The organism is Streptomyces griseochromogenes (assembly GCF_001542625.1).
GTDB classification, from domain to species: domain Bacteria; phylum Actinomycetota; class Actinomycetes; order Streptomycetales; family Streptomycetaceae; genus Streptomyces; species Streptomyces griseochromogenes.
This window is the reverse complement of the sequence record NZ_CP016279.1, coordinates 6,367,265-6,379,705: the sequence shown is the minus strand read 5'-3', so window position 1 is coordinate 6,379,705 and position 12,441 is coordinate 6,367,265. Positions and strand designations below refer to the sequence as shown.

The following is a 12,441-nucleotide window of genomic DNA, read 5'->3' as shown; positions in this document are numbered from 1 at the left end:
CGGGCGCCCCGCCCGCCCGGGTGGGCCGTCCGCGTCGGCTTGCGAGCCCCACGGGAGCGAGGCACACAATGGGCTCGTTATGCGCTGAATCCCCGAAAAGGGAACGTTGTCGGATTCAAGGCGCGAACTGCGACGGGAAGAAGGGCTCGTGAGCGTCGAACCTCCGTCCTCCGGCCGCCCGACCGGGCCGCCCTCCGGCCCATTGTCGGGATCCTCCCAGCCCCCCGCCGTACCTCCCTCGCCCCCGCCGGGCGGCGGCTCCGGCTTCGGTGCCGGTTCAGGGGAACCGCACCGGCCGTGGTGGAGGTCCGTTCCCCGGGTGGCCGCCCTCACCGCCGTCGTGGTGGCCGCGGCCGTCGTGGCGGTGGTGCTCACCCGTCCCGGGGGCGGCTCGTCCGCCAAGGGCGGCGAGGTCTTCCTGCAAGCCGCGGGCAAAGCCGGTCCCGACCCGTTCACGAAGTCGACCGTACGGAACGTCTCCGCCCCGGCGGCGACCTCCTCCCCGACGGTCTCCGCCGCGCCCGCCGACGAGGTGCGCCGGGTCCAGGGCGGTGCGCCCGGCCTCTACGGCGGCACACAGAACCGCTCCAGCTGCGATGTGGAGAAGCAGATCAAGGCCCTCCAGGCCGACCCGGCCAAGAACCGGGCGTACGCCTCCCAGGTCGGTGTCCAGCCCGCCGCCGTCCCCGCCTATCTGCGCTCGCTGACCCCCGTGACCCTGCGCGTCGACACCCGCGTCACCAACCACGGCTACCGCGACGGTGCCGCCACGAGCTTCCAGTCCGTCCTCCAGGCGGGCACCGCCGTACTGATCGACGGGCACGGCGTACCCCGCGCGCGCTGCGCCTGCGGCAACCCGCTGACCCCGCCGGTCGCCCAGGGTGCCGCGCCGCGGCCGGTGGGCGACCACTGGGCCTCGTACCGGCCCTCGACCACCGTCCTGGTGACACCCGCGCCGGTGACCGTCAACGTCTTCGTGATCTACGACTTCGACCGCCGTGACTGGTTCCACCGCCACCGCGGCGACGACAGCGGCCGTCGCGACCGACAGACGATGCCGCCGAAGGACCAGCACCCCTGGAACCGGCCGATCCCCTGCGCGTCCACGCCGGGCACCACCGGGACACCGGGCTCCTCGCTGATGCCGTGCCCGTCGGCATCGACGTCGACTTCGGCATCGGCATCGACGTCGAGCGGTCCCTCCAAGTCGTCCCCTTCCTCCGCTTCCTCCGCTTCATCCTCTTCATCTTCGTCTTCATCCTCTTCGTCCTCTTCCTCCTCTTCGTCGTCCTCGACTTCGCAGTCGCCGTCGTCCGAGTCGTCGTCCTCGCAGTCCCCGTCCTCGCAGTCGCCGTCGACGGAGACCTCCACCTCGACGTCGCCCGCCTCGGAGTCCTCCTCCGAGTCCTCCCTGACACAGTCGCCGCCCGGATCCGCCGCGTCCACGGACGGCGGGGAGCCTGCGGTGACCTCCGGCGCCGAGGTGCCGCCGGGCACGACCTCTTCGCAGACGTGAGCCGCGGCTGTGCGCGGTCGGCGAACACGTCGGGGGACTGCCCGGCGCCGCTCGGGGTACGAGGACTGGTGCGACAGCCATCGAACGGACCCGGCTTCCGAGAGAGACACGCATGACCGAACACCTTGGCGGGGCAGTGATGCCGACTGGTTTCGACGTACCCGTGGAGCCGCTGCGCGGCGCGGCGCACTACACCGGCGAGCCCGGATGCATCGCCGAGGCACGGGCCTTCGCGGCCCGGTTCCTGCAGCGGCTGAGGACCGAGTGGTGTGCGGTCGTCGACGGCCGGACCGACGGTGAGGTGCTGCTCCTCGTGAGCGAGCTGGTCACCAACGCCGACCGGCACAGCAGCGGTCCGTACGTCCTGGAACTGGAGGGCACGGACAGCGCGGTGACGGTGGCCGTCACCGACGGCAGCGTTGCGCTGCCCCGCCTGTTCCCGAGGAACCCCGATCGGGTCGGCCGGCACGGCCTGGAGATAGTGCACGCCCTGGCCACCGAGGTGACCGTGGAGCGGGTACCGGTCGGCAAGCGCGTGCGCGCACGGATCCCGCTGAGACCGTGAGCCCGGTCCTCAGGCGCAGCCGAGTTCGCCCAGCATGCCCCGGCGCAGCCGCGCGATGATCCGCTTGATCAGCCGGGAGACGTGCATCTGGGAGCAGCCGAGCCGTTCCCCGATCTCCGCCTGGGTGGCCTCCTCGACGAACCTGAGGTGGATGATCTGCCGGTCGCGGTCACTGAGCTGGGCCATGAGCGGAGCGAGTGCCTGGAAGTCCTCGACGAGCTGCAGACCCTGCTCCTGCACGCCGATGAAATCGGCGAGCACCGCCTCGCCGTCCTCGGGGCCGTCCCCGCTGAGCGCGGCGTCCAGGGAGGCGGAGTTGTACCCGTTGGAGGCGAGCTGGGCCTCGACCACCTCGTCCGCGGAAAGGTCCATGAGCGTGGCCAGCTCGGCGACCGTCGGGTCCCGGTCCAGCCGGCTGGCCAGCTCGTCGCGCGCCTTGGCCAGCTCCACGCGCAGCTCCTGCAACCGCCGCGGCACGTGCACCGCCCAGGTGGTGTCCCGGAAGAACCGCTTGATCTCGCCCACGATGTACGGCAGCGCGAAGGACGTGAACTCCACCTCGCGCGACAGCTCGAACCGGTCGATCGCCTTGATCAGACCGATCATGCCGGTCTGGACGATGTCCTCCATGTCGTCGCCGCGGCCCCGGTACCTTCCGGCCGCGAACCGCACCAGCGACATGTTCATCTCGATGAGGGTGTTGCGCGTGTACTGGTACGCGTGCGTGCCCTCCTCCAGCTCGGAGAGCCGCCGGAAGAACTGGCGGGACAACTCCCGCGCGTCCCGCGGCGCGACGGACGCCGGCTCCACGATGCCGGGCAGCGCACCCCCGCCCGTCCTGCTCTGCTCGGTTCCGTCGACGACGTCTGCTTGCGACCGGATCCCGGCGGTGCTCATTACCTCTCCCTTGAACGTCGTGCGGCGACGGTTGCCGCCGCGGCCTCGGTGTCTGCGGTCCCTGCCCGGGAAGCGTCGCACCGAGTACCCGGCGTCCGGGCATCCATGCCTGCCCGATGTTCCGCTCACGGGGCGCGTACCCCGGGTGACGCGACGCATGCGGCCGTGGCCCCGGTCGGCGGGAAATCGGCGTTGTCCGGCACGACGGCGATGACCGCGTCTAGGGTGACGGGGTGAGCGACCAGGTGAGCGACGAAGCCCGTGTGATCCCGCTGCGCCCCGGGCCGGCCCGTCCGGACGCCGCCGAGCCCGCGCCGAGGGAGCCTCTGTGGCGGGATCTCGTCGGTCAGGTGCTGCGCGGGGAGAGGCTGGCGCAGGAGCGTACGCTCAGGGACGTGGCCGACGCGGCGCGGATCTCGCTGCCGTACCTGTCCGAGATCGAGCGCGGCCGCAAGGAGGCCTCCTCGGAGGTCCTCGCGGCCGCCGCCCGCGCCCTGGGCCTCGGCCTCGGCGACCTGCTGTCGCTCACGCAGGGCGAGTTGACCCGGCGGACCGGTGCGCAGGCCCGCCGTGCGGCCGCGGCTCCGCGGCCGCACGAGTCGTACCAGGGGCTGTGCCTGGCAGCCTGATGCGCCGTCAGCCGACGCCCTTCTCGCGCAACTGCCGGAAGAAGGCCCGGACGTCGCTCACCAGCAGGTCCGGCTCCTCCATGGCCGCGAAGTGCCCGCCCCGGTCGAACTCCGTCCAGCGGACGATGTTCTCGGTGCGGTCCGCCTTGTGCCGCAGCGGGATCTGCAGTTCGGCGGGGAACAGCGCCAGCGCGGTCGGTGCCGTGGACGGCTCGGCGGGAGCGGCCGCGCGGCCCGTGGCGTGCGCGCGCTCGTAGTAGATCCGGGCGGACGAACCGGCCGTCCCGGTCAGCCAGTACAGCATCACATTGGTGAGCAGCAGGTCCCGGTCGACCGCCTCCTCCGGCAGGTCCTCTGAGTCCGTCCACTCCCGGAACTTCTCGACGATCCAGGCGAGCTGGCCGACGGGGGAGTCCGTGAGCGCGTACGCCAGGGTCTGCGGCCGGGTGGAGTGCAGCAAGGCGTACGCCGAAGCGTCGCCCGTCCAGGCTGACCAGCGGCGCCACGAGGTGAGCGTGCGCTCCCGCTCCTCGGGGCCGAGCGCGGCCAGCTCCTCCTCGGTGGGCTCACTGGTCGCCTGGGCACCGGGCAGCAGGTTGAGATGGACGCCGATCACCCGGTCGGGACGGGCGCGGCCCAGCTCACGGGAGATCGCCGCGCCCCAGTCGCCGCCCTGCGCGCCGAAGCGCTCGTAGCCGAGGCGTCCCATCAGCTCGGCCCACGCGTCGGCGACCCGGCCCGCCTCCCAGCCGGTGTCGGTGGTGGGCCCGGACAGCCCGAACCCGGGGATGCTCGGCACCACGACGTGGAACGCGTCGGACGGATCCCCGCCATGGGCCGCCGGGTCGGTGAGCGGCCCGACGGCGTCCAGGAACTCCACGATCGAGCCGGGCCAGCCGTGCGTGACGATCAGCGGGGTGGCGTCCGGCTCCGGCGAGCGGACGTGCGCGAAGTGCACGTTCGCACCGTCGACGGTGGTCGTGAACTGCGGCCACTCGTTCAGCCGTGCCTCGGCCGCACGCCAGTCGAACTCGTGCCGCCAGTACCGCACGAGCTCCCGCAGGTACCCCGGCGCCACCCCGTACGCCCAGCCCACCCCGGGCAGTCCCGCCGGCCAGCGGGTGCGGTCGAGGCGGTCGTACAGGTCGTCCAGGTCGCTCTGGGGGACCGCCAGCCGGAAGGGCCGGATGCTCTCGTCGGGAGAAGAGGTCATGGACCGGATGCTAGTGCGAGATCATCGTCGACCCGGCCGATCGGACCGGCGGATCACATCGGCGGGCGGCCGATGAGTTTCGCCGCGCGGACCGGTCTGCAGGAGTGACCGCGTTCCACGCTCCCGGAGGTGCTCATGACCACGGACGGTTTCACCACGTGTCTCTGGTTCGACAGCCAGGCCGAAGAGGCCGCCGACTACTACGTGTCGATCTTCAAGAACTCCAGCATCGGCCACGTCGCCCGCTATCCGGAGGGCGCCCCCCGCCCCGCCGGCACCGTGCTGACCGTCGAGTTCACGGCCAACGGCCACAAGTTCGTCGCACTCAACGGCGGCCCCGAGTTCACGTTCAACGAGGCGATCTCCTTCCAGATCTTCTGCGCAGACCAGGAGGAGATCGACTACTACTGGACGAGGCTCACCGAGAACGGCGGCGAGCCCGGCCCCTGCGGCTGGCTCAAGGACAAGTACGGCGTCTCCTGGCAGGTCGTACCCGACCGCCTGCCTGACCTGATCGGCGACCCGGACCCGGAGAGGGCCTCTCGCGCCACCCGGTCCATGCTGAGCATGGGCAAGCTCGACATCGCCGAACTGGAGAAGGCGCACGCGGGCGAGTAGCACGCCCGGGGAGCCGCCATCACCCGGCCTCGGCGAGGATCTCGGCGATCACATGCCGGGAGTTCTCGGCCGGCGCCGGGTTGGTGTGCCAGTGGTACGGCAGCTGGATCAGTGAGATCGACAGCGCCCAGCCCCGCCCACGTGCCCACGTTCCCGGGGGACAGGTCGCCGTGCAGCCAGGCCGGCGGCCCGTCGTGCTCCGGGGCGCGCAGTGCCCGCTCCCACAGGGAGGTCACCGCGTCGGTGTGGATCCGGCCGACGAGCCGCTCCAGGGACGCGCGGGTCGGCGCGTCCCTGGTCGTGAGGGAAACGCCCCGGCTCGCGGGCGGCCCCTCGTGTGGGTCGATCCGGAGCAGCGCGGCCACACAGCACTCATCGGCGCCCATCCAACGGCCTGCCGCCCCCGCTGTCGAACGAAAGGGAACGAACGAGCGGGGGCGGTGCCGTGGACACCGCCCCCGCCTGCCGCCCGCGGGTGGTCAGACCCGGTCGGCCACGATGAGCAGGTACTGGAAGCTGCCGTTGCGGTAGGCGGACAGGAAGGTGTCCTCGATGCCCGTGACCAGGTGGTCCGCCTCCCGGCGCAGTTCCCAGTACGGGACGGTCGCCTCCGTGAGGTCCTGGACGTGCACCGGCACCAGCCGGTTGCGGGCCATCGCGGCGAAGTACGCCGACCGCGGATGGATGTCGCAGATGTAGTGCGCGTTGATCAGCGAGACCTCACGGGACGCCTGCCCGTAGGTGTCGTTGTAGCAGCCGGTGATCACCACGTACCGGCCCCCGCGCCGCAGCAGCCGGGCGTGCTCCGCGAACAGCAGGTCCAGTTCGACGTACATGGTGGACTCGTTGTTCCACGACGCCGCGTACGCGCCCGACGTGAAGCCGGTGTCGAGCATGTTGCGGTGGTGGTAGCGCACCTTGCCGTCGATGCCGCGCCCGCGGGCCTGCTCGTTGGCGAAGTCGGCCTGCTTCGCGGAGATCGTGACGCCGTCGGCGTGGCAGCCGTAGCGCAGATGCGCCACGACACTGCCTCCGCCGCGCCCGCAGCCTGCGTCGAAGACCCGGTCGGCGGGGGAGAGCGGCCCGAGGTGGGCGGAGAGCAGCTCCGCCTGGGCGTGCTCCAGCCGGTGCAGTTCGGTGGTGATGGCTTCCCGGCGCAGGTCCGGGTCGGGCTCCTCGAGCACCGACAGATCGGCGGCGCCGATGCCGTAGTGGTGGTGGTACAGATTGTCGATCTTCCCGAGTTCCAGGTTGACCGGGTTCTCCTCGGCGTTCCAGTAGTCCGCGACGCGGCTCTGGTAGATGGACTGAGCCGGTACCGGAGCGGGTGCGGTCCGGTCGACGGGGACGGTCGTCAAAGGTGACTCCTCGTGACGCGACTGACGGTCTTGACCCCTGGCGCTGCTCCGCGGAGCGGAGCGGTCACCAGTAGTCGGGCAGGTGGTATCGGTGGGTGTTGGTGGCGTGCCACTCGTGGTTGCCGGACACCCAGGCGGCGAGCCCCAGGGCGTAGCGCTCCACGAGCGGCGAGGTGGCGGACAGCACGGCCGACTCCTCCTCGAAGGCCTCCATGATCCGGTTGTGGATCTCGACGGACTTCAGATAGGCGGTCTTCAGCCCGCGGCGGTCGTTGGCGGCGACGACCTGCGGCAGATTGAGGTGGGTCGGATCGCTCGCCAGCTCCTTGGTGAAGGAGTACAGGTCGTTGACGATCGTGGTGGCGTTGCACGCCAGGGCGGTGATCCGCTGGATCTCGGGGCGGGCGTATACCTGCTCGGGCAGTTCGTAGCCGTCCACCGCGTCGACGAGCGACAGACACGGCCGGAAGTTGTTGAACTGCCGCATCACCAGGTACTCCCAGACCCGTGGCACGTAGCGGGTCTCCATCCAGGCGGCCTCGGCCAGATAGCCCATGTGCAGCCGGGCCATGTCGTGCACGAAGCGGTCGGTCTGGCTGGGTGTGGCGAAGGCGGCGTAGTCGGTGAGGGCGAAGTGGTACGAGCGCAGGGGACCGTCGGCCCGCATGCCTTCGCGCCACTCCTCCTCCAGCTCGGGGATGCCGTGGTAGGGGTCGAGCGCCGACTGGCCCATGATGAGCCGGCCGCCGAGGCCGCGCCGCTCTCCGCCCCGGCCCTCGTCCTCCTCGCAGTAGCAGGAGTCGACGACGTTCTCGGCGAGCAGCAGCTTGCCGGCGGCGGTGAGGCGCTCCAGGTCGAGGCCGCCCGGATGCTGCAGTACGACGGCACGGCCGAACTGGAAGCCGGAGAAGTCCCCGTGCCAGGCCCGGGGAAACAGGTCCAGCTCACGGGCCCAGGACTCGAGGCGGCAGTCGATCTCCGCCGCCTTCTCCGGGTCCGCGGGAACGGCCGGCCGGTAGTGCAGCCCGGGGATCGCCCCGGTGCGCCGGTCCTTGCGCATGCTCCGGGCGATGTTCGGAGGGCCGGGCAGTTGGTAGGAAGGGGTGGATGTGCTCATGACGTGCTCCAGGCCGTCACTCGGCCGTCCGGCCGATCTGGACGTTCTCCAGGATTCCCGCCGCGTCGGGAACCAGGATGGCGAGTGAGTAGTAGGCCGTGACGAGGTAGTTGATGATCGCGGCACTGTCGATGCCCATGAAACGGACGTTCAGACCCGGCTGGTACTCCTCCGGGATGCCGGTCTGGTAGAGGCCGACGACGCCCTGGTCGGCCTCGCCGGTGCGCAGCGCGATGATGCTGCTGGTGTGGTCCCCGCTGATCGGGATCTTGCCGCACGGGAAGATCGGCACCCCGCGCCATGCGGGCACCTCATGACCGTCGACGCTCACGGTGCCGGGCACCAGGCCCCGTTTGTTGCACTGCCTGAAGAAGGCCGCGATCGCTTTCGGATGGGCGAGGAACACCTTCGTCTTGCGCCGCATCGACAACAGCTCGTCCATGTCGTCCGGCGTCGGTGGCCCGGTGTAGGTGCTGATGCGCTGGCCGTAGTCGACGTTGTGCAGCAGCCCGAACTCCCGGTTGTTGACCAGCTCCCATTCCTGCCGCTCGCGGATCTCCTCCACGGTCAGCCGCAACTGCTGCGCGGTCTGGTCCATGGGGTGGTTGTAGAGATCGGCGACCCGGGTGTGCACCCGCAGCACGGTCTGGGTGAGGGACAACTCGTATTCGCGCGGGGCGAGTTCGTAGTCGACGAAGCCCCCCTGCAGCGTCGGCTCGCCGACGTGGCCGGCCTGGACGGGGACCTCCGCCTCGCCCTTGCGGTTCATCGGCTTGCGCTGCCGCTCCACGTACGCCTGGAGGTGAGCCGCGAGGGACGGCGCCCGCTCGGTGAAATCCTCCACGACGGCCCAGGGCAGCGCCAGCACCACGCCGGCGGTCTCCGCCCGGACCGAGGTCAGCCACAGCGGATCGGACTGGCCGACCGCCTCGTCGCCCATCTGGTCGCCGTCGGTGACGACCCCGATGACCTCCTCCTCGCCGTACTTTCCGACCGCGTAGCGGGTGAAGCGTCCGTGCACCACGAGGTAGGCCTCGGTGACCGGCTGCCCGGCCTCGAACAGCACCTGGCCCGCGCGTACTTCCCGGGACTGGAAGCGGGTGGCGATCTCGCGCAGTACGTCCGTGTCGGGGTAGCCGCGCAGGATCGGCAGCTCGGTCAGCGTCTCGGGGATGACCCGGATGTCGTCGGCGCCGTTCTGCTCGAAGTGCACACGGCCGCGACCGGTGCGCAGCTGCAGGCGCCGGTTGACCCGGTACGCGCCGCCCTTCACGTCCACCCATGGCAGGGACTTGAGCAGCCATCGCGAGGTGATGGCCTGCATCTGCGGTTCGGACTTGGTGGTGGTGGCGAGCTGGCGGGCCGCCCGGGTGCTCAGACTGGTGAGCTGCCCGTCGGCCGGGGTCATGGGGTCGGGCTCGTCGACTGCGGAACCGGTGGCGATGTCCGGTGTGGACACATTCCCTCCTGCGGAGAGGTGAACACGGGTGATGCGGATCGGTCGGTGGTGCGCGGGGTGCCGGTGCGCTCGGACCAGCCAAACAGGACGCGTGATCCGCGGGTACAGCGTGAAAGGGGCGCTTTTGATCATCGAGAGGTGCGGCGGCGTCGATGACGCCATCACGCGCCTGCAACGGTGATCGCGCGCCGGTCTGCTGCGCCCGTGCCCAGGTTTGATCACCCGGACACCGTTCGGCGCGCGGGCCGGGCGCAAGGTGACTAGCGTGATGTCCGGGGACAATCCGTCTGACCGGGAGGGTGCGGACCATGGCCGTGCAACCTGAGGGAACGCCCTGCTGGGCCGATGCGATGTTCAGCGACCTGGAGGGCGCCAAGAGCTTCTACGGCGATGTCCTCGGCTGGACGTTCGGCGAGTCGTCGTCGGAGTACGGCAATTACACGCAGGCCTATGCGAACGGCAAGGCGGTGGCAGCCGTCGTCCCGCCCATGCCGGGCCAGGAGGGACAGTCGCAGTGGTGCCTGTACTTCGCCTCGCCGGACGCGGCCGCCACCGTGGCGAAGATCCGGGACAACGGCGGTGAGGTGCTCATGGAGCCGATGCAGGTCGGCGAGTTCGGCACCATGTGCCTGGCCAGGGAGCCCAGCGGGGCCGTGTTCGGGGTGTGGCAGGCGGGCACCCACGAGGGCTTCGAGGCAACGGCGACGCCGGGCGCCTACTGCTGGGCCGAGGTCTTCACCCGCGAGCCCGAGCGGGCGGACCCCTTCCTGACCGCCGTCTTCGGGTACCGGGCGAAGCAGATCGAGGACGACGCGGTCGACTTCCGGCTGTTCGACATCGGTGAGGACACCGTCCTGGGCCGGATGAGGATGACCGACGACTTCCCGCCGGAGGTGCCGTCGTACGTCAACGTCTACTTCACCGTCGACGACTGCGACGAGGCCGTGGCCCGGGCCACCAAGCACGGCGCCGTCCTCCGCTTCGGCCCGATGAGCAGTCCCTTCGGCCGGTTCGCGGCGCTCACCGACCCGCAGGGCGCGAACTTCTCGGTGATCGACATCACGACCACCGAGGGAGAGATGCCGACGATCAAGGACGTCTGACCGGCCCCGGACCGGCGGAGCGCGCGACCATGGCATGATCGACCGCATGCGTGAACGAGTGGTGGCCGCGTGCGACGGGGCTTCGAAGGGAAACCCCGGACCGGCCGGATGGGCATGGGTGGTCTCGGACGACGAGCGGACCCCGGCCCGCTGGGAGTCGGGCCCGCTCGGCCGGGCCACCAACAACGTCGCCGAACTGACGGCGCTGGAACGGCTGCTCGCGGCCGTCGACCCGAACGTGCCGCTGGAGATCCGGATGGACTCCCAGTACGCGATGAAGGCCGTCACCACCTGGCTGCCCGGCTGGAAGCGCAACGGCTGGAAGACGGCCGCCGGCAAGCCGGTCGCCAACCAGGACCTGGTGGTGCGCATCGACGAGCTGCTCGACGGCCGGTCCGTCGACTTCCGCTACGTCCCCGCCCACCAGGTCGACGGCGACCCGCTGAACGACTTCGCCGACCGCGCCGCCAGCCAGGCGGCCTCGGTGCAGGAGGCGGCCGGCAGCGCCCAGGGCTCCCCGGAGCCGCCCCCGTCGCCCGACACGCCCAAGGCGGCCGCCCCGCGCCGCAAGGCGCCCCGCCGGACCGGCGGCGGAGCGTCCTCGCGCACCGTCAAGGCGAAGTTCCCCGGCCGCTGTCCGTGCGGCCGCTCCTACGCCGCCGGCGAGCCCATCGCCAAGAACGCCCAGGGGTGGGGCCACCCGGAGTGCCGTACCGCCGAGGCCTGATCAGACGTCGAACGTGTAGAACTTCGTGTGGTCCAGCAGGTCCGCCGGGCGCACGTCGTTCCAGGGCTTCATCGTCTCGTCCAGGTCCACCACGTCCGGCGTCCCGCCGGTCGGCACATAGCCGGCGCCCGGGTGGCGGCGCTGCCACTCGGCCCACAGCTTGTCGATGTAGGCGTGGTGCAGCCAGAAGACCGGGTCGTTGGGGGAGACCCCGGTGGCCATCTGCCCGCCGACCCACACATGGACCCGGTTGTGCAGATTGACCCCGCGCCACCCCTCCAGGTGGTTGCGGAAACCGTCGGACGCGCTGTTGTACGGCGCCATGTCGTACGTGGACATCGAGAGCACCGACTCCACCTCCGCGGCCGTCGGCAGCTCGCGCACGCCCGCGCCGAGGGAGCGGCGCAGGAACGAACGGCCGTCCACCCGTATGTTCATCGGCCAGTTGCCGGCGGCCGCGGCGAACGGGCCGTCCATCACCCGGCCGTCGGAGCTGCGCCCGGTACCGCCGAGGAAGTCCGGAGCCCACAGCGAGGCGCGCACCGTGCGGTCGGTGCTCCAGTCCCAGTAGGGCAGGGCGACGGTGGAGTCGACCGATTGCAGCGCCTGCTCGAAGTCGAGCAGGAATCTGCGGTGCCAGGGCAGGAAGGACGGTGAGCGGTGGCCGGTGCGTTCCCCGCTGTCGGTGTCGGACATGATGAAGGCGTTGTGCGTGCGGACGAACTCGTCGTAGCGTCCGTTGCGCTTGAGTTCGAGGACGGCGCCGGTGAACCGCCGCTTCTCGTCGGCGGTCAGGGTGGCCTGGTTCTTGCGTACGGTCATGTGCGCGGTACTCCGAATGTCCTTGCGGGGGCGGTCAGTTGGCGGGGAACGGCAGAAGCGGCGCACCCTGCAGCTCGTCCACCGCGGCACGGGCGGCGGCGCGCGGTGTGGGCACCGGGTCGTAGTGGCTGACGACGCTGATCCAGCTGCCGTCGGCGTTCTGCATGACGTGCAGCTCCACCCCGTCGACGAACACGGCGTATCCGCCGCCGTGTTCGTGGTGGTGACCACCCATGCCCGACGGACGGCCCTGTATCCGGCGGCCCTTGTAGACCTCGTCGAAGGACTCCGGCGAGCCGTGTCGGTGCTCGGCCGCCGAAGCGCCGGGCGAGACGAGCGTGGCGGCCGATGCCGTGGCGGCGAGGGCGGCCGCCGCGGTCAGTGCGCGGCGCCGGGTGAGTTCGGGCATACGTGTCC

The 12,441-nt window shown here is 70.9% G+C and carries 13 protein-coding genes and 1 pseudogene; 6 read left to right on the top strand and 8 right to left on the bottom strand.

Features of this window, described 5'->3' with window-relative positions; all coding sequences use genetic code 11:
- The first annotated feature begins 148 nt into the window (after nucleotides 1-148).
- Together AVL59_RS27445 and AVL59_RS27440 are read left to right on the top strand one after the other, a co-directional pair.
- Entirely contained in the window at nucleotides 149-1,516 is a 1,368-nt protein-coding gene (locus AVL59_RS27445; RefSeq protein ID WP_237281685.1) for a DUF6777 domain-containing protein, read from the top strand.
- 112 nt (nucleotides 1,517-1,628) lie between these two features.
- Entirely contained in the window at nucleotides 1,629-2,081 is a 453-nt protein-coding gene (locus AVL59_RS27440; protein ID WP_067309455.1) for an ATP-binding protein, read from the top strand.
- Nucleotides 2,082-2,090: 9 nt separating this feature from the next.
- Here the strand turns inward: AVL59_RS27440 and AVL59_RS27435 are convergent, their stop codons facing one another.
- Nucleotides 2,091-2,978, bottom strand: a complete 888-nt coding sequence (locus tag AVL59_RS27435) for an RNA polymerase sigma factor SigF (RefSeq protein ID WP_067309452.1) — start codon at nucleotides 2,976-2,978, stop codon at nucleotides 2,091-2,093.
- Nucleotides 2,979-3,211: 233 nt separating this feature from the next.
- On the opposite strand from AVL59_RS27435, the gene AVL59_RS27430 reads away from it, so the two are divergent.
- Entirely contained in the window at nucleotides 3,212-3,607 is a 396-nt protein-coding gene (locus AVL59_RS27430; protein WP_067309449.1) for a helix-turn-helix domain-containing protein, read from the top strand.
- 7 nt (nucleotides 3,608-3,614) lie between these two features.
- Here AVL59_RS27430 and AVL59_RS27425 read toward each other — a convergent pair whose 3' ends face one another.
- Entirely contained in the window at nucleotides 3,615-4,820 is a 1,206-nt protein-coding gene (locus AVL59_RS27425) for an epoxide hydrolase family protein (RefSeq protein ID WP_067309446.1), read from the bottom strand.
- 135 nt (nucleotides 4,821-4,955) lie between these two features.
- Here AVL59_RS27425 and AVL59_RS27420 point away from each other — a divergent pair, with 135 nt between their 5' ends.
- Nucleotides 4,956-5,438, top strand: coding sequence for a VOC family protein (locus AVL59_RS27420; protein WP_067309443.1), 483 nt, complete (start codon nucleotides 4,956-4,958; stop codon nucleotides 5,436-5,438).
- Between the two features lie 19 nt (nucleotides 5,439-5,457).
- On the opposite strand, the pseudogene AVL59_RS55020 reads toward AVL59_RS27420, so the two are convergent.
- The 4 genes and pseudogenes from AVL59_RS55020 to AVL59_RS27405 all read right to left on the bottom strand — a co-directional run.
- Nucleotides 5,458-5,803, bottom strand: a pseudogene (locus tag AVL59_RS55020) (phosphotransferase); the annotation flags it as partial.
- Between the two features lie 114 nt (nucleotides 5,804-5,917).
- Nucleotides 5,918-6,796, bottom strand: coding sequence for a geranyl diphosphate 2-C-methyltransferase (locus AVL59_RS27415; RefSeq protein WP_067309440.1), 879 nt, complete (start codon nucleotides 6,794-6,796; stop codon nucleotides 5,918-5,920).
- 64 nt (nucleotides 6,797-6,860) lie between these two features.
- The gene (locus AVL59_RS27410; protein WP_067309437.1) at nucleotides 6,861-7,913 is read right to left on the bottom strand and encodes a family 2 encapsulin nanocompartment cargo protein terpene cyclase; all 1,053 of its coding nucleotides are present in this window, start codon (nucleotides 7,911-7,913) and stop codon (nucleotides 6,861-6,863) included.
- 16 nt (nucleotides 7,914-7,929) lie between these two features.
- Nucleotides 7,930-9,372 (bottom strand): family 2B encapsulin nanocompartment shell protein, encoded by a 1,443-nt coding sequence (locus AVL59_RS27405; RefSeq protein WP_067309434.1) that lies wholly within the window; start codon nucleotides 9,370-9,372, stop codon nucleotides 7,930-7,932.
- Nucleotides 9,373-9,680: 308 nt separating this feature from the next.
- Here AVL59_RS27405 and AVL59_RS27400 point away from each other — a divergent pair, with 308 nt between their 5' ends.
- Together AVL59_RS27400 and AVL59_RS27395 are read left to right on the top strand one after the other, a co-directional pair.
- Nucleotides 9,681-10,475: a VOC family protein gene (locus AVL59_RS27400; protein WP_067309431.1), complete on the top strand. Its 795-nt coding sequence runs from the start codon at nucleotides 9,681-9,683 to the stop codon at nucleotides 10,473-10,475.
- Between the two features lie 34 nt (nucleotides 10,476-10,509).
- Nucleotides 10,510-11,202, top strand: a complete 693-nt coding sequence (locus tag AVL59_RS27395) for a ribonuclease H family protein (protein WP_067309429.1) — start codon at nucleotides 10,510-10,512, stop codon at nucleotides 11,200-11,202.
- Here the strand turns inward: AVL59_RS27395 and melC2 are convergent, their stop codons facing one another.
- Complete coding sequence (melC2, locus tag AVL59_RS27390; RefSeq protein ID WP_067309426.1) at nucleotides 11,203-12,024, bottom strand: tyrosinase MelC2; 822 nt, start codon at nucleotides 12,022-12,024, stop codon at nucleotides 11,203-11,205. It lies immediately after the preceding gene.
- Nucleotides 12,025-12,058: 34 nt separating this feature from the next.
- Nucleotides 12,059-12,433, bottom strand: coding sequence for an apotyrosinase chaperone MelC1 (melC1, locus tag AVL59_RS27385; protein WP_067309424.1), 375 nt, complete (start codon nucleotides 12,431-12,433; stop codon nucleotides 12,059-12,061).
- Nucleotides 12,434-12,441 lie beyond the last annotated feature (8 nt).

Bases quoted from the DNA above. Each gene is read 5' to 3' on its own strand.
- AVL59_RS27440 (WP_067309455.1), top strand. From the start codon at position 1,629: ATGACCGAACACCTTGGCGGGGCAGTGATGCCGACTGGTTTCGACGTA.
- AVL59_RS27435 (WP_067309452.1), bottom strand. From the start codon at position 2,978: ATGAGCACCGCCGGGATCCGGTCGCAAGCAGACGTCGTCGACGGAACC.
- AVL59_RS27425 (WP_067309446.1), bottom strand. From the start codon at position 4,820: ATGACCTCTTCTCCCGACGAGAGCATCCGGCCCTTCCGGCTGGCGGTC.
- AVL59_RS27420 (WP_067309443.1), top strand. From the start codon at position 4,956: ATGACCACGGACGGTTTCACCACGTGTCTCTGGTTCGACAGCCAGGCC.
- AVL59_RS27410 (WP_067309437.1), bottom strand. From the start codon at position 7,913: ATGAGCACATCCACCCCTTCCTACCAACTGCCCGGCCCTCCGAACATC.
- AVL59_RS27400 (WP_067309431.1), top strand. From the start codon at position 9,681: ATGGCCGTGCAACCTGAGGGAACGCCCTGCTGGGCCGATGCGATGTTC.
- AVL59_RS27395 (WP_067309429.1), top strand. From the start codon at position 10,510: ATGATCGACCGCATGCGTGAACGAGTGGTGGCCGCGTGCGACGGGGCT.
- melC2 (WP_067309426.1), bottom strand. From the start codon at position 12,024: ATGACCGTACGCAAGAACCAGGCCACCCTGACCGCCGACGAGAAGCGG.
- melC1 (WP_067309424.1), bottom strand. From the start codon at position 12,433: ATGCCCGAACTCACCCGGCGCCGCGCACTGACCGCGGCGGCCGCCCTC.